Origin of the sequence: Pelosinus fermentans JBW45 (genome assembly GCF_000271665.2) — a bacterium.
Classification (GTDB): domain Bacteria; phylum Bacillota; class Negativicutes; order DSM-13327; family DSM-13327; genus Pelosinus; species Pelosinus baikalensis.
On record NZ_CP010978.1, the window covers coordinates 494,632 to 520,555 of the forward strand.

Below are 25,924 nucleotides of genomic sequence, written 5' to 3' on the forward strand. Positions count from 1 at the left end.
TTTGGGATTTTGAATAAACGATTATTTTTCTGCCAATTGAACAAAAAGTCGTGTGATGTTGGTTTTGGTAAAACGACCAACTACCTGATATTTTGTGGTTTCACCTTCTTTTATGATTTTTACTACCGGCAGGGCGTCTACTTGGTGATATAAAAGCTTCTGAGCGGCTGACAACACCGATTCCTCTGGCGTTGTTAAGATGATTTTTGGCATTCGTGTCATGATAATATTGACGGGAAGATCGTTGTTATTTTTGCCTCCCATCGCTGCCTTTAACAGATCTTTTCGTGAAAGGGCTCCTTCTAAGAAATTGTCTTCGGATACTACGAAAATCGTTCCCACGTCTTCTGTAAATAAGGTAACGATAGCGTCATAGACGGTGCTGTTTTCTCTTACCACAATGGGCGAAGAAAGAGTATCGGCAATGAGAATGGCATCAAAAGACATGGTATTTAGCTGCTGCAGGTCGCGGCCTGTAAAATAATAGCCAACTTTCGGTTTCGCGCTGACAAGCTTGGACATCGTCAAAATAGCTAAATCAGAACGAAGAGCAGCCCGGCTGAGGTTTAGTTTTTCTGCAATTTGATTGCCGGTAATTGGACCGAGGGTTTGTATTATTTCTAGAATATTAGTCTGTCGTATGGTAAGTTGTATAATAAAATCACCTTCTACATTATATAGTGCGCACTATATGTGGAATTTATATTATATAGTATACTACATTGATCCAATAATACCTGCTTATATATGCATAAAGTAAAATTTTTTTATTAGGTGTTAGAAAGTTTACGTTTTATAGGTAAAAAAATATAGATATTACGAACCGCAGAGGCGCAGAGTGCGCTGAGGGGTGACCGGGAGTACTGGAGGCTAAGTCGATTTCTCTTTTATACAGGGGGAATATGCTTGGTCTTTTTATTTTTTATTTTAATGGGAGGAAAATAAACGGTCTATAAAATAGTCTTGCTCCATAAAGAATGATAAATGCAAGAAATTCATACTGTATGAGAAAGGGAAATAGAATGATAAATGAGAGTATTGCATATCTATTACTCAATATTGATAAATATTATGAAGCTGTCATTGTACACGTTGAGATTAGTCTGGCTGCGATTGCTGTCAGTTTCATGGTCGCCGTACCTTTAGGAATCTGGTGTTCAAAAAATGGCAGTGTATCCTATTCTGTGATTAACGCTTTTACCATTCTGCGCATTATACCCAGTTTGGCGGTACTTGTCATCGCCATGCCCATATTAGGTACGGGTTTTGTACCTGCTCTGTTCGCACTTACGTTACTGGCAATTCCGCCAATATTGATTAATACGTATTCGGGTTTTAGAAACATTGACCCCTCTGTGCTGGAATGTGCAGCAGGTATGGGGATGAATACTGAAAAGATTCTTTTTGGTATCGAAATTCCTTTAGCAATGCCTCTCATACTCACAGGATTGCGGACCTCTGCTACGGAGGTTATCGCTAGTGCCACATTAGCATCCTACATCGGTGCCGGCGGACTAGGCGATTTTATCTTTACTGGTATTGGAATGAATGATGCAAGGATATTATTGATTGGAGGGATGTCAGTAGCATTGTTATCCGCTTTGACAGAGGTATCCTTAACAGCTGTGCAGCATATGGTTACGAAGTATCAACGGGATTAAAGCAATAGGAGAGTGGAAAATGATTAAAAAGATATCGAGATTCGGAATGCTTTTGTTGTTATCCATGGCAGCCGTACTACTGGCTGTAGCTGGATGCAGCAGCAACTCCGCCAGTTTAGATCAAGCAAAAGAGAATAAGGTGACGATAAAAGTAGGCTCAAAGGATTTTACAGAATCCCTAATTTTAGGTGAGTTATATAGCTTGGCCTTGGAACATGCGGGCTATAAAGTTGAGCGCAAGTTAAACCTAGGCAGCGCGATTGTTCATAACTCGCTAATCAATGGTGATATTGATTTTTATCCTGAGTACACGGGCACAGGTTTATTAACGGTATTAAAAGAAGCTCCTAAATTTGATTCGAAAGAAGTTTATCAGGAAGTTTCTGCTAAATATAAAGAGAAATTCAAATTGATTTGGCTGGACCCTTCTGCCGCCAATGATTCCCAAGGTCTGGTGATGAGTAAAAGAGCAGCGGAGCAATATCAGATCCGTACGATTTCTGATTTGCAGAAACATGCAAGTCAAATCCGGTTTGCTTCCCAAGGTCAATTTGATGAGAGAGCAGATGGACTGCCAGCATTGGTCAAGGTATATGGTTCTTTTGATTTTAAAGATCGCAGGCTGTATGACAACGGTATTAAATATGATGTACTTCACAATGATAAGGCAGATCTGGCGGTAGCGTATACCACAGAAGGAGAGCTGAGCAAGGATGAATTTGTTGTATTGGAAGATGACAAGCATGTATGGCCGCCTTATAACGTTGCTCCTGTTATCAGGCAGGATGTGGTGGCGAAACACCCTGAGATAAAGGATATCTTGAATAAAGTTACGGCAAAGTTGGATAACAAAGCGGTGATTACTCTAAATGCTGAGGTAGATATTAAGAAACGGGAATACAATGAGGTAGCAAAGGAGTTTTTTAATACAATCAAATAGATTGGACTGCGGTGCCGAGACTTGGGAAACGAGAAAAGGAGGTAATAAAGTGGCTAGAACTGCAATTGAGTTTCGTAATGTAAGTAAGCAGTATGCCAATACGTCTCAATACGCTGTAGCAGGGGTCAATATGCGTATTAGCGAAGGAAGCTTTATTACTATTTTAGGAACTTCGGGATCTGGAAAGACGACTCTTCTAAAAATGGTGAACCGAATTTATGAGGCAACATCCGGGGAAATTTTGTATTTCGGAGAGCACATTAAAAACTTAAAATTAGAAGAGTATCGACGTAAAATTGGGTATGTCATTCAGCAGGTTGGTTTATTTCCTCATATGACAGTTGAAGAAAATATTGGAGCCATCCCGCAAATTTTAAGATGGGATACAGATACAATTGCCAATCGGGTGAATGCGCTCTTAGAGCTGGTATGCCTTTCGCCCCGGGATTTTAAAAAGCGGTATCCAAGACAATTATCGGGAGGGCAGCAGCAGCGAGTCGGTTTGGCCAGAGCGATGGCAGCTGATCCGGACATTATGTTAATGGATGAACCTTTTGGTGCGATTGATGCCATCACGCGGCAGAATTTACAGGAGGAGTTAATTCGCATTCAAAGGAAGTTGAACAAAACCATATTATTTGTGACTCATGATGTTAGCGAAGCATTTAAGCTAGGGGATAAAGTGGTGATCATGCATGAGGGGACAATTCAGCAATTTGATACACCGTATGGGATTATTTCAAAACCGGCTAATGAATATGTTGCTCGCTTGATTGCAACGCAGGATATTGTGCAGCGATTAAAAGTACTAAAGGCACAATCGGTAATGCTGCCTGTTGATGCCCAGGTCAGTGATCGTGCTTTTCGTGTGGGTACAGAAGAATCCTTGCACAACATATTGACGTATTTTTTAGAACATGACCAAAATCATGTACTGGTAGAGGATGGTGGAAGAGGCGTGGTAGGAAAAATCACATGGGAGCAGCTTAAAGTTAGTACTAGGCAGGGTAAAATTTTATCTGCTTAATGAACAAGGTGGCTGAATATGATTACGTACCTAGTAAAATATTATGATCAAATGTTGATACTGCTATTGGAGCATTTGTATTTGGTTTGTTTGAGTATGCTGATTTCTCTCTTATTGGCAGTACCAGTAGGATTGTTAATTGCAAGGTCAAAATGGCTGTCCACGGCTATATTATCTTTCTTTGGCGTTGTTTATTCCATACCCAGCTTAGCCTTGTTTTCTTTTTTGCTTCCGGCATTCGGATTGGGAAAGATGACTGCTATTGCCGTGTTAGTCATCTACAATCAATACATTTTGGTCAGGAATACAGTAACGGGCTTTCAGTCGATTGATGCTTCTATTATTGAGGCCGGATATGGTATGGGACTTAGTGCCAGGTATATGTTTTTAAAAATACAGCTGCCTCTGGCCTTGCCGATTATTTTAGGCGGTATTCGTATTGCAACCGTTTCTACCATTGGTATTGCAACTATTGCAGCCGTGATTCATGCAGGGGGATTAGGCGTCCTGCTGTTTGATGGGTTACGGATGAATTATTTGCCGAAGATTCTCTGGGGGACGATTTTATCCTCTCTTTTGGCATACCTGGCCAATCATATTTTATTGTCATTTGAGACAAAAGCCATAGAAAGGGCCAGGGGCGAGTGCAGGGGAGATACGGCATAGAAGGCTAGGAAATTATTTCTGTGAGTTATTTTGTGCCAGATATGATAGAATATTCATGAGATGCTACATCATGATGTATTCGATTGGAGGGCTCAAATGGTACATAGAATTATACTTCGCGTAGGAGTGGTTCTTGCTGCAATTGTTTGCATTGTTACTCTTTATGGGGTACCGTGTGCTCAGGCCGCTATGATTAGCACGAAGAGTGAAATCAGTATTGGCCGTGATGTGGGCAAGCAGCTTGAGAAAAAATATGGCGTGGTGGATGATCCGGCACTGCAAGAACGGGTAACTAAAATAGGTATGAACATGGTAGCTGTTAGTGACCGAAAAGATTTACCCTATTCATTTAAAGTTTTAAACTCCAAAGATGTCAATGCTATGGCAGCACCTGGCGGGTTTATTTACATATTTAAGGGTTTAGTGGATCTGATGCCATCTGATGATGAATTAGCTGGTGTTATCGGACATGAAATAGGACATGTGGTCAAACGGCATTCGGTAAAACAAATTGAAAAAAATCTACTGCTCAATATTGGTTTCATTGCAGTATTTGGCGATAAGGCTGCGATACTTCAGAATTTAGCCATGAATGCGATTATGGCCGGCTATAGCCGATCTGATGAGAGAGAAGCCGATTATCTGGGATATGTTCATTCTTCTAAGGCGGGCTATAATCCCTATAGTATGAAAATGGGTTTGATGAAACTTTCCAGTTTAGAAAAAGGCTCGCAGAGTGATCTGTTTTCCGATCATCCTGAGAGTAAAGAGCGAATTGCTCTGGTGCAAAACTTCCTGGATAAGGACAAAATCCATCCAAAGGCTCAATTAGCACCTGATGGCACATCGGGGCTGGTTGTAGATGGTGCTTGGCAGTTGCCGATGATCAGTGCGGAGTATGGCGGCTATAAGCCATTGTATCGAGCTTATTTTGTGGCTGGTTCCTTATATCGTATCAGCCAGTTAACAAACTATAATCCGGATAAATATATTTTGGATTATGACGGGGAAAATGTCATTTTATTTTATGATGACATTCAGATTCTCACCATTACTCCTGAGGACGCTATGTTCCATGGTATGAGTGTCATGGATCTGGCTGGTTCCCATGTTGACAAGTTAAAGGAATGGAATCCTAAAGCATTATAATTGTGAGTTACATTAAAGGGGCTGTCGCGCTAAGACAACCCTAAAAAACAAAAGACGGCAACCAGCAGTAGCTGGAAGCCGTCTTTTGTTGTAAAATCAAGTTTGTGAAATCTAAGAAATTACAACTAGATTATACAGTAGACTCAAATGTATATCAACTAGTAATACCGATGGACATTGGCGAAATGATTCCGGCAGATGATTCGGTGCGGTTGCTCAACGCGGTGCTAGAAAGGATGAATTACAGCAAATTGTACGCTGCGTACTCCCGAATGGGGAGAATCGAGATGTCACCGAAATGTCTGTTCAAGATACTTGTATATGGATACATGAACGGCATCTATTCGAGCCGCAAGCTCGAGCAGGCATGCCGGCGGGACGTCAACTTCATGTATCTGCTAGGCCGGAGAAAAGCACCAGATCACGCGACGATCGCACGGTTTCGCAGCGAACGGCTGGCAGAGGTCGTGGACGATCTGTTTGCCCAGCTTGTGCAACTGTTGACCGATGCGGGAGAACTGTCGCTGTCAAGCGTTTTCATAGACGGAACCAAATTGGAGGCCAATGCGAACCGATACAGCTTTGTCTGGAAGAAATCGACGCAAAAAAATGAAGAGAAGATGCAGAAGAAGATGAAAGAAGAGTTGCCGGCGCTAGCAGCGGAGTTTGGGATTCGCTTTTATGTCGGCCAGGTGATAAAGCCCAAAGACCTAAAAAAGCTGCGCAAACGGCTAAAAGCACTGCAAGCTGAACGCCGTATTGTTTTTGTTCACGGCAAAGGACAGCGTAAGACTTCGCTGCAGCGGGCGCTTCAAACGGTAGACCAATACCTTGCTCGGCAGAAAAAGTATAATGACTATAATCATAGCTTTGGAGAACGCAACAGCTTTTCCAAGACGGACAGAGACGCCACCTTCATGCGGATGAAAGAAGATCATATGAAAAATGGTCAGCTTAAACCGGGCTACAACGCGATACTGGCGGTGGACGCGGAATATATAGTATCCACAATGATCGGTCAGGACCGAAGCGACAGCCAAATGTTGATCCCGATGTTGGAGACGCTCAAGGGACTGGGGTATACAAAACCCGTAGCGGATGCGGGCTTTGAGAGTGAGGAAAATTACACATGGTGCGAGCAAAACAACCAAATCGCATTTATAAAGCCCGCGAATTATGAGAAGGCCAAGACGAAGAAATATAGGGCAGACATCGGCAAGCGAGAGAACATGCACTACAATGCAAAGACCGATAGCTACCTATGTCACATGGGGCGCCCGATCCAGGCAGCTTATGAAAAAAAGACCCGATCTAAGGCCGGATATCCCATCGTGACAACCGTATACACCTGTCCAGATTGTGCCGGCTGTCCGCATAAGGCCCAATGCATCAAGGGAGCGAGCAAGACTCCCCTCGAAGAACGAAGCAAGAACCTGTATGTATCCAAAACCTTTTTGCGTCAACGTGAAGAAATGCAGGCACGTATCAAGGGTGAGGAGGGTGTTATGCTTCGGATGAACCGCTCCATTCAGGTGGAGGGAGCTTTCGGGGTGCTCAAACAGGACATGGGATTTCGGCGATTTCTGATGAGGGGCCGCGTAAAGGTGCAAACCGAGTTTCTATTACTATGCATGGGGTATAACGTAAACAAGCTCCATAACAAAATCCAAAGCGACCGGTGTGGGACCTACTTGCATATTCCAAAAGCATCCTGACCAATTCATATCGAGTTTTTCTTAGGGGAAGAGGCTTCCTCTATTTTGTTGTGTCCATAAACTGGCTCTTGTCTCCTTTTTTTCATTCTTCCTACTGTTTTTCCTTCCTTTTTGCTCAAAAAAGGCGTGTCGCATTGCGTTTTTTCAAAAAACGTTTTGCGACACGCCCTTTTATTATAAGTATAGAGCGATAAATTCTTAGTTGCGAAAAAAAAATATGAACTACCCGTTGTGTACTTAGCGCCTTTGTGGTTCAAATGTTTTATTTTTCTAAGATGCTAAGTGCTTTTCTTATCGGATGTAGAGATCTTTGAATGAATTATCTACAAATTGTTATACAGTTGTTACAAAGTTGTCACATTGGAAGTTTATAATTAAGATACGTATAAAGAAGAGGGGGCGGTAAAGGCTAACGAAATTCAAAGGCTTACTAAAAAAGTGCATAGAGACGACACATTTTTAAGATTTAAGATAGATAAAGGTGGAATGGTTTATGAGAAGCATAACAAAGAAAATGATGATATATTCCCTTGCAGGCATGCTGCAGCTTGGTTTTGGTGCATCCATAATCGAGGCGTCGCCGCTACATAATGATAATCTGCCTCCTGTAGGGCAGCAATATGATCAACGTGGTCCGGGACCGAATCCCCATGAACGTATGGAACGTGAAAGATATGAGCGAGAACGGGCTGAAAATGAACGACATGAACACGAGATGAAACGACGTCCTCATGAGAGCCGAAAAGCATGGCATAAAAGGCAGCAAAAAGAAATCGAACGCCATGAAAGAGCCTTGCGGGAAATACGTGAACATCGCGAACATCGGTAAGAAATGCAATAGAATAAAGAGTCGCCCAATTGGGGGACTCTTTATTTGTTTTATCTTGTAAACTTGTTATTCTGCAGGAAATATACTTGCACATAGTGGTTCTAGAAGGTTACAATTTATAGGGTCGGCAAATTAATACGTTGATCTTACCTGTAGCTACCGGTAAGAGTAAAGGATAAAAGCAGCATTGAACTGTCATTGTGAGCAGCGCGAAGCAATCCAAGGAATCTCTTGCAAACGATGTTTGATGGCACAGTACCATTTCATATTTTACTTGAGAGGAGATTCATAATGCCTATTGGTGTAATTGTTAATAGCTTATCTGTACTACTTGGAGGAATTATTGGCGCATTTTTAGGGGATAAGGTTCCAGAGAGAATTAGAACCAGTTTACCTTTGATTTTGGGTATAGCTTCTATGTCCATGGGGATCACCAGCATCGTGCAAATGAATACCCTGCCGGCTGTCATTTTAGCAGTCATTGTTGGAACAGCCATTGGGGAACTGATACAATTTGAAAGAGGGATTGAAGTTTGGGCCAATAAAGCTAGAGGACCTGTAGAAAAACTGTTTTCCAGTAAAGCAGGAGTAGAGAATCAAAAAGAATTTTTGGATCAGTTTGTTGGTATTGTAATTCTGTTTTGTGCAAGTGGTACAGGGGTATTTGGTGCTTTGCAATCGGGAATGACGGGTGATCATACGATTTTATTAGCGAAGTCGATTCTTGATTTCTTTACAGCAGGAATTTTTGCTGCAGCCTTAGGTTATATGGTTGCTGCAATCTTTATCCCACAATTTATCGTACTTCTGATTTTGTTTTTGGCTGCATCCTTCATCATGTCATTAACAACACCAGTGATGCTTGCTGATTTTACTGCATGTGGCGGTATTCTTATGCTGGCTACCGGGTTTCGCATTTGTGGAATCAAATCCTTCCCCATTGCGAATATGCTGCCTGCCATGGTGATTGTTATGCCATTGTCTTGGATTTGGATCACGTATTGCAAATTTTAACGCATTGAGTACTGGGCTCAGCAAGGCATTCGCTGACATAACATTGAAGAAATATCTTATGTAATTGATAATTTTTTCGAAACGTTATATACTTCAATAATGTGTTAGCCTAAGACGCGGCAGGATAAAGATATAATTTAGAAAATAGGAGTGAGTGTATGGATAAACGTTTGACGTTATCATCCTATATATTGATTGGTTCCATGTTGTTTGGGTTATTTTTTGGTGCCGGTAATTTGATTTTCCCTGTACATATGGGACAAGAAGCTGGTAGTAATGTTGTGAGTGCAACCATCGGGTTTCTCGTGACAGGGATAGGGTTGCCTTTCTTAGGGGTTGTAGCCATTGGCGTCTCAAAAAGCAGTGGACTATTTGATTTAGCCAGTCGTGTCCATCCTATTTATGGATACATTATGACGGTCTTATTATATTTAACCATCGGTCCTTTTTTTGCACTTCCCAGAACCGGGACCGTTTCATATGAAATTGGGCTGGCACCCTATATTGCAAATGAATATCATGCAGTAGGGTTAGCTATTTTTACCATCCTATTCTTCTTCGTTGCTTTGCTTTTTTCGTTGAAGCCGAGTAAAATTTTAACTTGGGTAGGGAAGATTTTAAATCCTTTGTTCTTGGTTTTTTTGGCTTTTTTAGTAATCGTGAGTTTTTTAAAGCCAATGGGTAGTATCTCTGATGCTGCAATCCATGGAATCTATGCTGTAGATCCTTTTTTCAAAGGATTCACCGAAGGGTATAATACTATGGACGCATTGGCCTCCCTGGCTTTTGGCATTATTGTTGTTCAAACAATTAAAGGGCTTGGGGTTCAAAGCCCCCGTAATATTGCGATTGGTACGATTAAAGCAGGAAGTGTAAGCGTTCTTTTGATGGGATTAATCTATGGCTGTCTGGCTTATATCGGAGCAACAAGTATTGGTCAATATAATCTGTCAGAAAATGGCGGGATTGCATTAGCGCAAATTGCCAATTATTATTTTGGATCCTTGGGAAGCATTCTGTTAGCAATTATTGTAACCCTTGCTTGCTTAAAAACGGCTATCGGGTTAATCACTGCCTGCTCGGAAACCTTTCAGGAACTATTTCCTGCTTCTCTTAGTTATAAATCCTATGTAGTGTTATTTACCATTTTTTCTTGTCTGATTGCAAACATTGGATTGACACAAATTATTTCTTTATCCATTCCGGTATTAATGTTTTTATACCCATTAGCCATCACACTAATACTCTTGGCGTTATTATCGCCACTTTTTAAAGACCGGCAGATTGTATATATGATGACAACTCTATGTACCTTGTTGGTCAGTATTGCCGATGGGATCAATGCAATGCCGGAAAGTGTTAAGAATCAAGAGAGTGTTCAGGGGTTTCTTATCATCTATCGAAATTTTCTGCCATTCTTTGATATTGGAATGGGGTGGATTATACCGCTGGTGGTTGGCTTAGGGGTGGGAGGGATTATTAGCTGTTTTTATGGCCCGGTAAATACAAGGAAGGTATAAAAAGAGTAATGGATAGAATTATAGATGTTACAGGCGGAAAAGGTGGTAATGCTTTTTTACTATTGGGAGCGGAAAAAACGGCATTAATTGATTGTGGCATGGCCTATTGTGCGTCAAATCTCATTAAGAATATTAAGCACGTACTATGTAAAAGAACGTTAGATTATATTTGTATCAGTCATTCTCATTATGACCATATCGGTGCCATTCCGTATTTAAAAGCACAATGGTCTAATAGTAAGGTATTAGGGGCAGAATATGCAAAACAGATTTTAAATAAGCCAAACGCTTTAAAGCTAATTCGAAGTCTTAGCATGCAAGCGGCTCAAATTTATGGTGCAGATTCGATAGTGGACTATGATGATGCAATGATGAAAGTAGATCGGATCATTTGTGACGGAGATGTGCTGAATCTAGGAAGTCTGAGCATTAAGGTAATTGAGACACGAGGTCATACAAAATGTTCATTATCATTTTTAATTGATAATGACACCCTATTTCCTAGTGAATCAACAGGTTATATGAGCAAATCGGGAAAATTTTATCCTGCTTTTTTAACCAGCTGTTCTGAAGCAGTCGATTCAATCCATAGATGCCAAAAACTAAATCCTCAATTCATCATTTCACCTCATTTCGGCCTGGTGAATGAAAGCGACAAGCTAAGCTACTGGGAAAATTGTCTCTTGGCTGTGAAGGAAACCAAGGAGTTTATACTTCGTCTCGCCAGCCAGGGATATGATGAAGAGCAGATTTTAACTGAATATGAAAAAGTGTTTCGAGATGAGCAGAGCAGGTTAGAGCAGCCAGCTCAGGCGTTTCTGTTAAATGCAAGGAGCATGATAAAAACGGTGCTGCGAGAAGAAGTTCTTTGAGCTGGGTGCATAAATAATTGGGGAAAGAAAGTGATTCATTGGCAACTATATTTGATATAGCAAAGTTAGCAAAGACCTCTAAATCTACTGTTTCTAGAGTTATTAGTGACCATGGTTATGTCAGTGCAGAAACTCGTTCTCGTATTTTAGATGCAATAAACGAATTGAACTATATCCCGAACCAAATTGCTCGCCAGATGAAGTATCAACGCACTAATACCATAGGATTTTTAGTAAATGATTATTATCCTACAGTCGGAGATTTTATAAATTATTTTGTCAATACCGCCAAGTCATATAACTATCGTGTAAACATATATTTCACAGGAAATCCCCAAGATGAATTGGCGGCTCTTAATCTATTAATGACACGTTCTCTAGATGGATTATTTTTGTTAGCAAAAATAAATGATTGGGATAAAATCATTCCATATACAAAGTTTGGTCCCATTGCAACTTGGCGCCGAATCGAATCTGATAAGATATATTCATCATATATTGATCATTTCCCCATATACATGCAAATCTTAGAATATATCTATGCCAAAGGAGCACGCTTTGTCGGTCACATTTTAAATTGTGAAAAAAACTCTAATACCCAAGCTCGTTTAGAAGCAATACAAACCTTTGAAAAAACTCATTCCATGAATAATGAATGGAGATTATTTTATAATGAGCAAAAAGATGCTGGCATTGATGCCGCCCATAAATGGATTGCCGCCGGAAAAGCAGCCCCCAAAATAGTTGTAGTATATTCTGATTATGTCGCTACTGAATTCATTTCTATACTTAAAGAAAACGGCTATCAACTACCTAAAGATTGTGCTATCTTTGGTTTTGATAATAGCAATTTCGGACGTTTAATGAATATATCCACAGTAGATACATTTCTTGAAAAACAAGCAATCAATTCATTTTACTATATCTATAATAAATTAAATAATACAAACCTTCAATACAAGAAAATCAATCCCAAATTGGTATTTAGAGAAACTTGCTAACAAAAAATATCAGTTCCCGTTGTCTTTACTATAAAATATTTATAAACGCGCATAAAAGGCAGTTCTCTCTGTATCTTATATACAAGGAAAACTGCCTTTTTTATCATAATTATATATTAGACTATCTTTATTTTGCTACATTTCGCCAAAATATCAGCAGGAATTTCCTGACCTAGCCCCGGTCGATCCGACACTATAATATAGCCATTAACAGGCTGATCATCATAAACACCCAAACTTCTTGTAAAATCACTTAAATTACCTATATGGTGTTCATGGATGCAAAAATTAGGAATTACTGCTTCTATTTGTATTGCCGCTGCACAGGAAATAGGTCCGCCACATACATGCGGTTGCACTAAAACATCATATATTCTAGCCATATCACATATTTTTTTACACTCAGATATTCCGCCGCAAGTAGCAAGATCTGGTTGAATTACATCCAAAGAACGACTTTCTAAAAAAGGCTTAAATCCATAACGCGAATAAATCCTCTCACCAGCAGCTAAGGGAACATTTACTTTGTTTTTCAATTCTTTAGTTAATTGTGGATTCAAAGAACCGCAGGCTTCTTCCATATAATAGATATTTAAGTCTTCGATCATCTTGCTAATCTGAAATGCTGAATTAATATCTGTCTTGGCATGCAATTCCAAAATGATATCTACTTTATCTCCAACAGCTTTTCTTATTGCTACTAATCTATCACGACACAGTTTTAACCTATCAAACGTTAAAAGCCCATCATTTCTATGATTTTTATTGCCATTTTTGTCACGCTGCAATGGATCGACTTTAATTGCTGTATAACCGTCCGCAACAGCTTTCTGAGCAGCTAAGCCATATTCTTCTATACCACCGAGAGGAATAGCATTCTTCCCCCAATCAAACTGAATCTGACTGGCATATGCTCTTATTTTATCACGCGTTTTTCCACCTAACAGTTCATAAACAGGAACGCCTAATGCCTTACCCTTGATATCCCAAAGAGCGATATCAATTGCACTTATAGCCGCAAAAGTTACTGTACCACCGCCTTGTCCCCAGAAAGTATCTCTGTATAAACGATCCCAAATTTTTTCTATACAGAAGGGATTTTCACCTATAATCAATTTAGCAAAATCTTGGACTTGCCCGATAGCTCCCAGTTTGGCATTACCATAGGCTACACCAGCTTCACCAAAACCACTTATCCCTTCATCAGTATTTATTTTTATAAAAATCGGTTCATTTGGTGCTGTTTTATCAAAATCAGCACAGAATATTTCTACATCAGTAATCTTCATAAATAATCCTCCTTAACATAATAGTTGTACTAAAACTATGGTTATATAATTTGTAATAACAAAATATAATACTAATCTACAATTGGGACTACTTTCGCTTTAATCAATAATTTCTAGCAATGTATCACTGATCGTCAACCTCTCTTTTTTTGTGATTATCATATTATCCATTACACGATTCAATATGACAATGATTACAGTCGTATCATAGCCTTTTTCTTTAAGTAGATCTAAATCAACATTAATCAACAAATCACCTTTTTTGACTTCCATTCCATTTTTTATATGTGACTTAAATCCTTCTCCTTCCAGCTTTACAGTATCTATACCAATATGAATCAATATTTCTTTTCCACTTTTAGTAGTTATCCCAATCGCATGACCAGTAGGATATACCATTGATACTACACCATCAACAGGAGAATGTATTGCCCCTTCCTGTGGTATTATCGCTGCCCCGCCCCCCAGAGCACCTGATGAAAAGGCTTCATCATTAACATCTTGCAATGCAAGCAATGTACCTGCTACTACATTTTTAATTTCTTCTTTACCGTTTTCTACTTCTTTTTTTGTTTCTGCTGCAGCACTTTCTACTGGAACAAACGCATAAGTCAATACAAAAGAAAGTACTAATGCTATCATGGCTGTAATAACTGCATTGATTATATTATTAGGATTGTCACCAATAAAAACTGGTAAAGACAAAAAGCTTGCTGAAGCAATGGCATATCTTACTACACCTGTTATACCGGCATAAAGGCCAGCGATAGCCCCTGAAACCATAACACAGAGCAACGCTCTTTTATATTTTACCGTTACACCATAAAGTGCCGGTTCCGTTATTCCTGATAAAGCTGTAATCCCTGATGAAATGGCCACTTCACGTTTTTCTATTCGCTTTTCTTTAAATGCTATTGCTAGTGAAGCACCGCCTTGTGCAATATTGCTACCAAGCATTCCCGGGCCCATGAGTGTTTCATAGCCAAATTTAGATACTGACAAGATGGCAAACGGTGTTATCGATAAATGCATACCAGCCATTACCAGTAACGGTGAAAAGGCTCCCATCAACGTCGGTACAGCCCAAGGAACATTTTCATTGAGTATTTGTATAACATAGTAAAGACCTTCACCTAAATATCCACCTAAAGGCCCAATTACAATCAAAACTACTGGTGCTGTTATCAAAAGGGTTAATAATGGTCTAAACATCGTCTTGATTAATTTAGGCGTGTATTTTTCCACAACCTTTTCCACATAACTCATAAACCAAACGGCAAAAATAATAGGAATAACGGTTGCACTATATGATACTAAGCGCACAGGCAAATCAAAGAAAGAAACTGCTTTACCAGCACTGACCATGCTCATAAAATTAGGATGAAGCATTATCCCTGCTATAACCATTGCCATATAATTATTGGACTTAATCTTTGTTGCAAAACTATTGGCTATGAAAAATGGTAAAAAATAAAAAGTAGCATCCGAAATAAAATAAAGTATTTTATAATTTTGCGAATCACGACTCATTCCCGAGAGCACCAGCAATGCAAGCACAACTTTTACCATACCACCGGCAATCAAAATAGGTAAAATAGGCGCCATAATTCCAGCCAGTGTGTTCAAGCCTTTTTGAAATAAATCTCTAATATTGAATTTTTGTTTTTCTTGGTCACTTGACAAATCACTAAAATTTTCCAATCCATGTTTTAATAAATCATTATAATATTTATCAACTTCTGCACCAATAATAATTTGTGACTCTGCTCCAGATTGTACTGTATTTATAACACCAGGTATATCCTTTAATGCTTCCGTATTAAATTTTTTTTTATCTTTTAAAATAAATCTCAATCTAGTCATACAATGATATAGGTTTACAACATTTTCAGTACCGCCAACATTTTCTATGATTAGATTAGAGATATTTTCTTGTTTCAAAATAACCCCTTCTTCCTGTTTTTTAGATTGTCGCTCTCAGTTGTCATAAATACACTAATGATTTAATTACAAATTAAATCGTATCATCGATATTTGCAGCTATCTTATCATGTACCTTTACACCAGTAGCTTCCAATTCCTTGATTTTTTCAGCAAACTGTGGTAAATGTTTTTTATTTGCTACTAACATTTCATCTAGTAAATCCTTAGCTTTTTGCCCACTCGGAATAAGGGGATTTAATATAAATGCTTGTAAAGCTAAACCATAATCACCAGTTACCGCCGCTTGAACTGTTACCAATTCCATATTCTTCATCACTTGCAACCAGCCTCGTTCTGCCGGTGCAAAAGGACCAAAGACCATTGGAACAGCACCAGATGCACCAATTTGTGAAGAAACTTCCACTACCTGCTCGCTAGGCAAATCCGGAACAGCACCATTATTTACGGTAGATACAACCATTTGTGTTTTCTTGTTACCATAAACAGACGCAATAGCTTCACAAGCTGCATCAGAATAATGTGCGCCGCCTCGTTCTGCCAACTGCTTAGGCTTATAATCCAGTTTAGAATCTTTATACAATTCAAACAGCTCTTTTTCAATCTTCATAACCTGCTGCCCGCGTGTACCTTTTTCACTTTCATACTCTTCTAAGCCATGTTTCAGCATTTCTTCCTGACGATAATAGTATCTATGGTAACCGCATGGAATCATTTTCATTTGACTTAATTGGTCTTTAAAGAATGGAACATTAAAAATATTTTTGGGTAATCCGGCATCTTCACCTTCATACATTTTGTTGATGATTTCCATTGTCATTTCTTTACCGGTATTATCCCAAACACGATGCCAATGGAAATGATCGAGCCCTGCAAATTTATACGTAAGTTCATCTAAAGTTTTATCAATCAATTTTGGCTCACTAATCATTGCCATAACTGGTACATTACATAAACCGATGACTTTATTCCAATGTCCATATGAAACAATTGCTTCTGTAAGCATCCCACTTGGGTTAGTAAAGTTAACCAACCAAGCATCTGGACATAATTCCTTCATATCTTTAACTATATCAAGAATTACTGGAATCGATCTAAAAGCCTTAAATATACCACCAGCACCATTAGTCTCTTGTCCAATTATTCCATAATAATTAGGTATTCTTTCATCTTTTATACGTGATTGTAAAAACCCCACTCTAAACTGCGTAGATACAAAATCAGCATCTTTCAGCGCTTCACGTCTATCTATTGTCAAATGGATATCCCAATCCAAGTTAGCAGCTTTCACCATTCTCCTAGCCAATTCTCCAACTATTTCCAGTTTTTCTTTTCCTTCTAAAATATCAACCAGCCAGATTTCTTTGATGGGCAATTGGTCACTACGTTTAATATAGCCTTCTATTAATTCCGGAGTATAACTAGAGCCTCCACCGATAGTAACTACTTTTAATGCATTTCTTGACATACATTTCTACCTCCTAATTTATGTTTTTTAAGATAACATTATCTTATTTTATGGGAACATTCCCATGTCAAGGAGAACTTTAAAATGACTTTTGAATTTCTTGACTATGAGGTTGTATTGAGATAAAATAATAGAGGTAGATTGCCGGTATAGCTCAGTTGGTAGAGCAACTCATTCGTAATGAGTAGGTCTGCAGTTCGAATCTGCATATCGGCTCCAGTGAAATCAGTGGTTGCACAGCGTGGAGTTAAAAATGAGCGGGTTCTAGTGGTGCAATTGGTTATAAAATGAAAGCAGACAAGATTACTTGTCTGCTTTTTTGTTATTTGGTTGGGTTCTTCAAGGTGCTATTTTTTTAGCTTAAGGTTTTTGGGGACGCTATAGAATATTTCCAAGGCGAAATATTTATATATATTATCAGCGTCTTTATAAATATGTACTATCTTATGTCTGACGATTGATGTAGCCGACATGGTTACGGCTAAGATTAACAGAATTATTCGATCAGATTAATTTCTTTAGCAAATATTTTTTGAGGATCCAAAATTATAATCATTCGATCCTCAAGCTTACCAATACCTGTAATGTAACTAGAGCTACAGGTGTTGATAAACTCAGGTGCCAACTGGATGTCCTGATCATCTAATTTAACAATATCTGTTACTTCATCCACTATACAGCCAGTTGTAGATCCATTAACATTTAACATAATAAATTTACTTTCTTCTAGAAATTCTTTTTTTACCAAATTAAACTTTGTTCTTAAATTGAATATATAATTTATTTGTCCTCGTAAGTTTATAATACCTTCTATTGACTTATCCGTATCAGGCAATGATTGTATTTTAAATTTCTTCGCTCGTAAAATGCCATTTATAGTTGAGATATCAATACCATATTCATCTGTGCCTAACGCAAAAACAACTAATTGGACGCTCACATATATTGCCTCCTTTTGTGAATTTTACTTACTATTTGCAAGATCGTTTAATTCTGCTGTAAGACTTGTAATTTCTTGTACACTTGCGGTCACTTCTTCGATGGCAGCAGCCTGCTGTTCAATTGTAGAAGTCGTTTCATTTCCCATACGTACGGTTTTATCTACGGATTCTTTTATAATGGATGTTAAATCTCTTATTTTACCTACTGTTTCTTTTGAGTCAGCGGAAAGTTTTCTAATCTCCTGGGCTACGACACCAAATCCTAGTCCGGCTTCTCCAGCTCTTGCTGCCTCGATTGCAGCATTTAAACCCAATAATCGAGTTTCATCAGCAATATCTTTAATGAAATCCATTACCTCATCAATTTTTCCAGTTACCGTATTTACATTTGTTATCTCAGCATTTAGACGCGCCTGATTAGCACTAATATCTGTTGCGGAAGCTGCTAATTCTTCCATAGTTGCAGATACCTGATTTAATCCATCATTAAGTGTATCGGAGGCTGTTCTTAACTTTCGTTGTTGATAGGCAGTTTTCGACATACTATTAGCCACAGTAAACAATACGTTCGCCGCTGATTCTATGCTTTCTCTCGATAATTTTCGAATTTCTTGTACCGCATTTACATAGGCTTCTTCATCCACACCAATTTCTTTGGCAATTTTACGATATTTCGCATCAACTGCAACATCCGTTAAGACTTGTCCGCCTAAAATAGTACCAATCTGTCGTCCTTCTAACATAATCGGAGCTGCAAAATCTATCAGGCCAGCATGACATTCATAAATAACAGGCTTCCCTGTCCTGGATGCCTCTTCGCCGCCTTTTCTATGTGACTCTGCACAACGATTGTCACCGGATTCTGTTGAATGCGTACAGTTACAAAAGCGAGTATAACTACTAGGTTTTGTAATAGGATTTCCATCGGGATCAACGGTGACACTTGCCAAACCAACACTTTTGGCAAAGTCATCTTGAAAAGATTGTAAGAACTCAAGATCAATAACATCTGCTAACTTAATTGCACTCAAATCTACGTGATTGCCTGTACTTTTTACGTCACTTTTTTGATATTGAGACATAATAGAACCCTCCTAAGTATAATTTAACAATAGTTTAAAATATTCTAACTATTTCATAATCCGTTCTACATAAAAAGACAAAATACCTTTAAAAAGTAGAAAAAATTACAAAAAACGACATGCGATTTAGAGCATAAATGCTAGTGGCATGGGGTATACGTGGAATGTAAACAAGAGTCGTCTACCTAATAAGTTGACGACTTTTTTCTAAAATGAAAGCAGACAAGATGTAGGCGGTTTTTCGATATAAGTAGGAATCATTTTTAAATTATAAAAATAGGGACATAATAAAGTAAGGCTAACATTCGAAGGAGGTACAATATGGCTGAAAATCACATAGATAAATGGGCAGAGATCAATAAATTTGTTCAAAAACTATCTGACGAGGATCGATTAAAATTATTCCAAGAACTGAAACGTTCCGGATTAGTTGAAAATCCCATCCAGTATACCGAAACACACCTAGAAGGCGGAATAGAGGAATATCGTGATAAAGGAGAGAATTTGCTCTCAAAGAACCTGAATGGCCGTTGGACATAATTTAAACCGTCCGAATGATATGCCCCCTTTATAGAAACAGTATTATTGTTTCAACTGTCTACTATAAAGGAAGCATCATTCGGACGTTTTTCTTTTATACAAAAAATAACAAAGCCTTAATCAAATCTTAGTTAAAAAATAATGTGATGACGTAAGTCCCTGATAGTTCCGACTATGGTCCTAAAAAGACATTGACGAAGTGCTGGAAGAAGCATATAATATGATTTAATATTACAAATACAGACAAAATATAACAATGTTGGCAAACCTATCGAAAGTTAGGGACGCAAAGCTATGGGTCTACAGTCGAATAACGACCAAGATCGCCAGGCCGCCATGCTAGTGTATACTGGCATGTCCAAGGTCAGGCTACCCCTGGCCTTTTTTTTGTGTTTTGATGGGTAATATGATGCACTTTAAAATGATAGTCATTAGGGTCAGATCAAAACGGGATTGCAAGTAAATACTTAGGGATGAAAGGATGAGAAGATGAGAGTACTTATTGTTGATGATGCCCTTTTTATTCGGAGAACACTTAAAATGATTTTGGAACAAAATGGTTATGAGGTAGTAGGCGAAGCCGAAAACGGTCTAGAAGGAATCCTAAAATATAAATTGCTTCAACCTGACTTGATTACAATGGATATAACAATGCCGCAAATGGATGGTTTAACGGCATTGAAGGCAATAAAAAAAATTGATCCCAGTGCAAAAGTCGTTATGATAACAGCGTTAGGTAATGAATCTACAGTAAAAGAAACAATATTATCTGGTGCTAACGGATTTATCGTAAAGCCATTTGTTCAAGAACAAGTCCTTCGAGGGCTGAGTGCCTTCAAATAGCAGAAATATGTGTAGAAACGATGCATTGCCGCAGATGGTAGTACTTATGTGAGGGTGATTTAATGGACAATGATGATAGCAGAGTCCCGATGAGCGATCTTTTTGTTTTCGAAACCAATCAGATGCTTGAGCAACTTGAGAGACTTATTTTAGATGGAGAAAAATCTGGCGGTTTAAAAGCATCCATCAATGAAGTGTTTAGAATTATGCATACCATTAAGGGGTCTGCAGCGATGATGTTGTTTAACGATATTTCATGTTTGGCCCACTCCATAGAAGATGTGTTTTATTATCTTCGGGAAAACAAGCCTTTACTGGTGGATTATTCGGAACTAACTGATTTGGTTTTGCAGGCTGTCGATTTTATCAAGGATGAAGTTAGAAAGGTGGAGAATAGAGAAAGTCCTACAGGTGATTGCTCGGAGATTAGAAAAAAAAGTGGAGCTTTTTTATTGACTCTACAAGTAATTGATCCAGCTTCGAAGGATATTTCCTTAAAGTCGCTAGATCATGAAGAACTCCAGCATGATATAGACGAAAAACCTGTGAGGGAAGGGCAAACGAAATGGGAAGCTGTCATCTTTTTTGATGAGGATTGTGGGATGGAAAATATAAGGGCTTTTACGCTGGTTCACGAACTAGAGGAGCTTGCTGAAGACATTGCGTTTTTTCCCAAAGATATCTTAGAAAATGACAGCACAGCGGAGATGATTAGAGAAGCTGGTTTCAAGGTGGTGTTCGCTACCGTAAATTCGTCAGCAAGGCTGGAAGAATTTTTTGCCAAAACAATGTTCTTGAAAAACTTTCAGCTAAAGAAAACCATCAATTTGGAGGAGTCGATTGCCAATTCTGTTGTTTCAGATAATTCTAAGCCGTCAAGTTTACAGGAAATATCCCAACGAGGAGAAAGCAAGCATAGTTTTATTAGTGTAAATGTAGCGAAAATGGATATGCTCATGGATCTAGTTGGGGAACTTGTTATTGCTGAGGCTATGGTAACTCAAAATCCAGAACTACAAGGCGTGACTTTAGATAAGTTCTATAAGTCGGTCCGACAATTAAGGAAAATTACAGGTGAACTTCAAGATACAGTTATGTCAATTCGTATGGTTCCCTTATCAGCAACTTTTCATAAGATGAATCGCATTGTAAGAGATATGGTGCGACAGCTTGATAAGCAGGCGGAGCTCCAAATCGTAGGAGAACACACGGAAGTAGACAAAAATATCATTGAACATATTTCTGATCCTTTGATGCACTTAATTCGCAACGCTGTGGATCATGGAATTGAGCCTGCTGAAGAGCGAATCGCTCAAGGAAAAGCAGCAGTAGGCAAGATTCGCCTGGAGGCTAAAAGTGCTGGCGGCGATGTTTGGATTGTTATAAAAGATGACGGCGGGGGCTTACATAGAGAAAAAATTCTGAAAAAAGCATTGGAGAGGGGGCTTATTCATCAGGCAGACAGCTTGTTAACCGACAAACAGGTCTATTCTTTTATTCTCCAACCTGGATTTTCCACTAAGGACGAAGTGACAGAGTTTTCCGGTAGGGGCGTTGGTATGGATGTGGTGTCTCAGAATATCGAAAAGGTTGGCGGAACTATTAGTGTGGATAGTGTACAGGGCGAAGGGACAACAATGTCAATCCGCATCCCGTTAACTTTAGCTATCATTGACGGCATGAAAGTTAAAGTTGGAAATTCAATCTATACAATACCTATTATAGCGATTAAAGAGTCTTTTCGGCTGCAAGACCAAAATTTGATTACAGATGCTGAAAAAAATGAAATGGTTATGATCCGGGGGCAGTGTTACCCTGTTCTGCGTCTGCACGAACGGTTCAATGTACAACAGACCACGACGGATTTGCGGGAAGGAATCATGGTTATGGTTGAGGTGGATGGCAGAAGTCTCTGCTTATTTGCTGATTCCTTGCTAGGCCAGCAGCAGGTTGTAGTGAAGGCTTTACCTAGTTATATCAAAAAGATAAGAGGGATAGCCGGTTGTACGATGCTGGGGGATGGCAGTGTTAGCTTAATATTAGATGTGGCTGGGCTAGCTTACTGAGGAAAGATAAAGAACTATCAGCAATATAGCAGTGACGAGAAAAAACCGGACATTGGTCTCAAAAGGGAAAATACTCTTGATGACAGTGAATTTGGTAAGTATTAGATGAATTTTGATGTATACAAGAAAGGAGATCTATCTATCATGTCTGAAGTTATTGAAAATGAGGTAGAACTTGAAGAAGATACCCAGAAAGATAAGTTTCTAACATTTTTTTTGGGGGATGAAGTCTATGGCATCGAAATTAAGTTTGTTACCGAGATTATTGGCCTGCAGTCGATAACTCAAATACCTGACCTCCCTGATTATGTAAAAGGCATTATCAATCTTCGGGGCAAAATCATTCCTGTGATCGATGTTAGATTACGGTTTAAGAAATCGTCTCAAGAGTACAATGATCGAACCTGCATTGTTGTAGTTGAGATAAAGGAAGTTGCTGTAGGATTCATTGTGGATACTGTGGCAGAAGTGCTGACAATCCAAAGTCAGGACATCGTTTTACCGCCTCAGTTCAAGAATGGCAGTCATTATCAAAGGTTCATTAAAGGGATCGGTAAAGTAGACAATGTTGTAAAGTTAATCCTTGATTGTGATAGGCTGTTAAATGATGAGGAAATGAATAGTTTAGAGGAACTTAGTTCTGGACAATCTAAATAGCTGTAAAAAGGTGGAGATGATATGAATTGGTTTCAAAGTTTAAAAATTGCTAACAAGCTTATTATTGCGTTTCTGGGTGTGGCGGTGATCGCAGGTTTGGTGGGTATGGTGGCTATATTCAATCTGTCTAACTTAGCTCAGGAAGATACGGAGTTGTACGAAAATTATACTGTGCCTATGGGACAACTGGGAGATCTTAGTGAAATCTACCAAAAAGGACGGGTAAATTTTAGAGATGCGCTTGTCAGTAAAGATCCAAGAGTCCAAAATGATAAGATGAAACAGTTTAACGACTCCATAACCCAAATGAAGGCAGTAAGCGGCGAGATTGCAAAAACAATAGGAACCGAGGAAGGCCGTAAGTTACTTAAGAACCTTGACGATGCTCTTGGGCAATATGAGTCCTATTCTAGAAATTTGTTTCCCATGTTCCAAGCAGGTCAGGTGGAGCAGGTCAATCAATTAATGCAAACAGAGGGCATTCAGTTAGCAAATACCATTGGCGGTACTCTTGATCAGTTAAGTGCACTAAAAATAGAGTTAGCTAAACAGAAAGCGGCAAATAACAAGGCTGACGCAAGTAAAGCCATTGTTATTATGATAACAATTGTTATCGCGGGTGTAGGGCTATCGATAGTACTCGGTGTTTATATAGCACGGCTGATTTCCCGGCCGATTAAAGAAATGGTTACTGTTGCAGGCCGAATTGCTGGTGGTGATTTGAACGTTGCGGTTACTGTTAAAACTGGGGATGAAACAGGGGAGCTGGCTCAGGCATTTAATAAAATGGCCGATAATATCAATCGAACCATGAGCAGCATTAATCAAGCAGCAGAGCAGGTGGCTTCAGGTGCTCAGCAAATTGCTGCGTCTGGAGAGATTTTATCTCAGGGTTCTACTGAGCAGGCTAGTTCCATTGAGGAGATTACGGCCTCAATGACGCAAGTAGCCGTTCAGACCAAGCAGAATGCAGTGAATGCCAATCACGCTAACGAACTGGCTTTGTCTTCTCAACAACAAGCTGCGGAAGGCAATACGCAAATGCAGGCGATGGTTACAGCCATGACTGAGATTAACGAGTCATCAACTAACATATCTAAGATCATCAAAGTTATTGATGAAATCGCTTTCCAAACAAATATTCTGGCTCTTAATGCCGCGGTGGAAGCAGCGAGGGCGGGGCAGCATGGCAAAGGGTTTGCTGTGGTAGCGGAAGAAGTCCGAAATTTGGCCGCTAGAAGTGCCAATGCCGCCAAGGAAACAACGGCAATGATTGAGGGAGCCATCAAAAAAGTAGATGTTGGCACGCAAATCGCCACCGATACTTCTAAAGCGTTAAATAGTATAGTAGACGGTGTAGCTCAAGCGGCAGCGCTGGTTGGTGATATTGCTGCGGCTTGCAACGAGCAGGCTACAGCTATTTCGCAAATTAACCAGGCGATTACTCAGGTGTCACAGGTTGTGCAAACCAATTCGGCAACGGCGGAGGAAAGTGCTGCTGCCAGCGAGGAATTGTCCGGACAGTCCGAAGTAATGAAAGAAAATGTTGCCAAATTTAAGCTTAAGCAAAGTACTAGTAGCTTTCAAAAGGGAGAAGTATTAAGCCCTGAAATGATGGGGGCCATTGAAATGATGATGGAGAAAAAGCAGCAGAAACAAATAGGTGCAGAGGAGAATCGTCAACGGGTATCGACGCCAAAGGGAAAAATCGTTCTTGATGATAGCGAGTTTGGTAAATATTAGTGCTATTATAGCTATTCGAGGACATGATCTACAAAAAACAAAGCAGAAGCCCTCTCAAATACAAAAACAAAAATCCTTCTTGACGACAAAGAATTCGGCAAGTATTAATTACAGGGTATACTAGAAAGGGCAGGAGACCATGAAAGAGATAACGGAACGGGAGTTTACTGAGCTTGTGGGGTTCGTCAAGCAAACCTATGGAATCAACTTATTGCATAAGAAAACTCTGGTGTGTGGGCGCTTGAATAATTATATCGTGCAAAGTGGCTTTCAGAGTTTCTCGGAGTATTTTTCTCATGTAAAAAGTGACCATACGGGTAAATCTGGAGTCATTCTAGTCAATAAACTTACGACCAATCACACGTATTTTTTGCGGGAACCCCAGCATTTTGAATTCTTGGAGCGAGTGATCCTGCCCTATTACGCCGCAAATGAAGCCAGGAAAAAAGATTTGCGGGTATGGAGTGCGGGTTGCTCTACAGGGGAAGAACCTTATACTTTGGCAATACTGATCAACTCTTATTTTGGCGTTAAAAAGTATGGGTGGGATACCAAAATTTTAGCTACAGATATTTCTACAGCCGTGCTGGAACAAGCACAAAAAGCAGTATATGCTAGTACGCAGTTAGAAAAGCTGCCTGAACGCTGGCGAGAGCAATACTTTACTAAGATAGATGCTGAGTCTAGCATAGTAAAAGATTCAATTCGGCAGGAAGTTATATTTCGGCGATTTAATCTTATGAACGAAATGTTTCCTTTCAAAAAAAAGTTTCATCTTATTTTCTGCCGAAATGTAATGATCTACTTTGATGCCGAGACCAAGATAAAGTTGATTAATCGATTTTATGATCACATGGAGCCAGGTGGTTATTTGTTCATTGGGCATTCTGAATCGATTAACCGCCACGAAAGTAACTATCAGTTTGTGGCGCCCGCTATTTACAGAAAGGTATAGGGATT

Annotated in this window: 23 protein-coding genes, 1 tRNA gene and 1 riboswitch; of the genes, 18 read left to right on the forward strand and 6 right to left on the reverse strand. The window is 39.2% G+C overall.

Annotation, left to right across the window (positions count from 1 at the left end; translation table 11 throughout):
* Positions 1-21: 21 nt before the first annotated feature.
* Positions 22-657, reverse strand: a complete 636-nt coding sequence (locus JBW_RS01910; protein ID WP_327078736.1) for a helix-turn-helix transcriptional regulator — start codon at positions 655-657, stop codon at positions 22-24.
* Positions 658-1,022: 365 nt separating this feature from the next.
* Between JBW_RS01910 and JBW_RS01915 the strand changes: the two genes are divergently transcribed.
* From JBW_RS01915 to JBW_RS01965, 11 genes are all read left to right on the forward strand, one after another.
* Positions 1,023-1,661 carry an ABC transporter permease gene (locus tag JBW_RS01915; protein ID WP_007961485.1) on the forward strand — a complete coding sequence of 213 codons (639 nt, stop codon included), beginning with the start codon at positions 1,023-1,025 and terminating at the stop codon, positions 1,659-1,661.
* Positions 1,662-1,680: 19 nt separating this feature from the next.
* Positions 1,681-2,601, forward strand: a complete 921-nt coding sequence (locus JBW_RS01920; RefSeq protein ID WP_007961486.1) for a glycine betaine ABC transporter substrate-binding protein — start codon at positions 1,681-1,683, stop codon at positions 2,599-2,601.
* 49 nt (positions 2,602-2,650) lie between these two features.
* On the forward strand, positions 2,651-3,628 hold the full coding sequence (locus JBW_RS01925) for an ABC transporter ATP-binding protein (protein WP_007961487.1): 978 nt from the start codon (positions 2,651-2,653) through the stop codon (positions 3,626-3,628).
* An 18-nt stretch (positions 3,629-3,646) separates the two neighbouring features.
* Positions 3,647-4,294, forward strand: a complete 648-nt coding sequence (locus JBW_RS01930; RefSeq protein ID WP_007961488.1) for an ABC transporter permease — start codon at positions 3,647-3,649, stop codon at positions 4,292-4,294.
* A 96-nt stretch (positions 4,295-4,390) separates the two neighbouring features.
* On the forward strand, positions 4,391-5,443 hold the full coding sequence (locus JBW_RS01935) for a M48 family metallopeptidase (protein WP_007961490.1): 1,053 nt from the start codon (positions 4,391-4,393) through the stop codon (positions 5,441-5,443).
* A 170-nt stretch (positions 5,444-5,613) separates the two neighbouring features.
* Positions 5,614-7,158, forward strand: coding sequence for an IS1182 family transposase (locus JBW_RS01940; RefSeq protein ID WP_144408417.1), 1,545 nt, complete (start codon positions 5,614-5,616; stop codon positions 7,156-7,158).
* 493 nt (positions 7,159-7,651) lie between these two features.
* Positions 7,652-7,987 carry a hypothetical protein gene (locus JBW_RS01945; RefSeq protein ID WP_007958525.1) on the forward strand — a complete coding sequence of 112 codons (336 nt, stop codon included), beginning with the start codon at positions 7,652-7,654 and terminating at the stop codon, positions 7,985-7,987.
* A gap of 291 nt (positions 7,988-8,278) precedes the next feature.
* Positions 8,279-9,001, forward strand: coding sequence for a DUF554 domain-containing protein (locus JBW_RS01950; RefSeq protein ID WP_007958529.1), 723 nt, complete (start codon positions 8,279-8,281; stop codon positions 8,999-9,001).
* Between the two features lie 158 nt (positions 9,002-9,159).
* Positions 9,160-10,521, forward strand: coding sequence for a branched-chain amino acid transport system II carrier protein (gene brnQ / locus JBW_RS01955; RefSeq protein WP_007958544.1), 1,362 nt, complete (start codon positions 9,160-9,162; stop codon positions 10,519-10,521).
* 8 nt (positions 10,522-10,529) lie between these two features.
* A complete protein-coding gene (locus tag JBW_RS01960; protein WP_007958545.1) occupies positions 10,530-11,393 on the forward strand; it encodes an MBL fold metallo-hydrolase in 864 nt (287 codons plus the stop codon).
* Between the two features lie 17 nt (positions 11,394-11,410).
* Positions 11,411-12,394, forward strand: a complete 984-nt coding sequence (locus tag JBW_RS01965; RefSeq protein ID WP_235334122.1) for a LacI family DNA-binding transcriptional regulator — start codon at positions 11,411-11,413, stop codon at positions 12,392-12,394.
* A gap of 116 nt (positions 12,395-12,510) precedes the next feature.
* On the opposite strand, the gene JBW_RS01970 is transcribed toward JBW_RS01965, so the two are convergent.
* The 3 genes from JBW_RS01970 to JBW_RS01980 all read right to left on the reverse strand — a co-directional run bounded on the left by JBW_RS01970 (position 12,511) and on the right by JBW_RS01980 (position 17,092).
* Positions 12,511-13,683 (reverse strand): mandelate racemase/muconate lactonizing enzyme family protein, encoded by a 1,173-nt coding sequence (locus tag JBW_RS01970; RefSeq protein ID WP_007958549.1) that lies wholly within the window; start codon positions 13,681-13,683, stop codon positions 12,511-12,513.
* Positions 13,684-13,782: 99 nt separating this feature from the next.
* The gene (locus JBW_RS01975; RefSeq protein WP_007958551.1) at positions 13,783-15,624 is read right to left on the reverse strand and encodes a beta-glucoside-specific PTS transporter subunit IIABC; all 1,842 of its coding nucleotides are present in this window, start codon (positions 15,622-15,624) and stop codon (positions 13,783-13,785) included.
* Between the two features lie 73 nt (positions 15,625-15,697).
* Positions 15,698-17,092, reverse strand: coding sequence for a 6-phospho-beta-glucosidase (locus JBW_RS01980; protein WP_007958553.1), 1,395 nt, complete (start codon positions 17,090-17,092; stop codon positions 15,698-15,700).
* Positions 17,093-17,235: 143 nt separating this feature from the next.
* On the opposite strand from JBW_RS01980, the gene JBW_RS01985 reads away from it, so the two are divergent.
* Positions 17,236-17,311: transfer RNA gene (locus tag JBW_RS01985), tRNA-Thr, on the forward strand.
* 277 nt (positions 17,312-17,588) lie between these two features.
* Here JBW_RS01985 and JBW_RS01990 read toward each other — a convergent pair.
* Both JBW_RS01990 and JBW_RS01995 read right to left on the reverse strand, forming a co-directional pair.
* Positions 17,589-18,032, reverse strand: a complete 444-nt coding sequence (locus JBW_RS01990) for a chemotaxis protein CheW (protein ID WP_007958556.1) — start codon at positions 18,030-18,032, stop codon at positions 17,589-17,591.
* 24 nt (positions 18,033-18,056) lie between these two features.
* Positions 18,057-19,115 (reverse strand): PocR ligand-binding domain-containing protein, encoded by a 1,059-nt coding sequence (locus JBW_RS01995; protein WP_007958557.1) that lies wholly within the window; start codon positions 19,113-19,115, stop codon positions 18,057-18,059.
* Positions 19,116-19,436: 321 nt separating this feature from the next.
* Between JBW_RS01995 and JBW_RS02000 the strand changes: the two genes are divergently transcribed.
* The 6 genes from JBW_RS02000 to JBW_RS02025 all read left to right on the forward strand — a co-directional run bounded on the left by JBW_RS02000 (position 19,437) and on the right by JBW_RS02025 (position 25,919).
* Positions 19,437-19,655, forward strand: coding sequence for a hypothetical protein (locus JBW_RS02000; protein ID WP_007958559.1), 219 nt, complete (start codon positions 19,437-19,439; stop codon positions 19,653-19,655).
* A 251-nt stretch (positions 19,656-19,906) separates the two neighbouring features.
* A riboswitch (cyclic di-GMP riboswitch) is annotated at positions 19,907-19,994 on the forward strand.
* A 150-nt stretch (positions 19,995-20,144) separates the two neighbouring features.
* A complete protein-coding gene (locus tag JBW_RS02005) occupies positions 20,145-20,498 on the forward strand; it encodes a response regulator (RefSeq protein WP_007958560.1) in 354 nt (117 codons plus the stop codon).
* Between the two features lie 62 nt (positions 20,499-20,560).
* Positions 20,561-22,564, forward strand: coding sequence for a chemotaxis protein CheA (locus JBW_RS02010; protein ID WP_007958562.1), 2,004 nt, complete (start codon positions 20,561-20,563; stop codon positions 22,562-22,564).
* Between the two features lie 144 nt (positions 22,565-22,708).
* Positions 22,709-23,221 (forward strand): chemotaxis protein CheW, encoded by a 513-nt coding sequence (locus JBW_RS02015; RefSeq protein WP_007958564.1) that lies wholly within the window; start codon positions 22,709-22,711, stop codon positions 23,219-23,221.
* A 21-nt stretch (positions 23,222-23,242) separates the two neighbouring features.
* Positions 23,243-24,964: a methyl-accepting chemotaxis protein gene (locus JBW_RS02020; protein ID WP_007958566.1), complete on the forward strand. Its 1,722-nt coding sequence runs from the start codon at positions 23,243-23,245 to the stop codon at positions 24,962-24,964.
* Positions 24,965-25,103: 139 nt separating this feature from the next.
* Positions 25,104-25,919 (forward strand): CheR family methyltransferase, encoded by an 816-nt coding sequence (locus JBW_RS02025; RefSeq protein WP_007958568.1) that lies wholly within the window; start codon positions 25,104-25,106, stop codon positions 25,917-25,919.
* Positions 25,920-25,924: the final 5 nt, after the last annotated feature.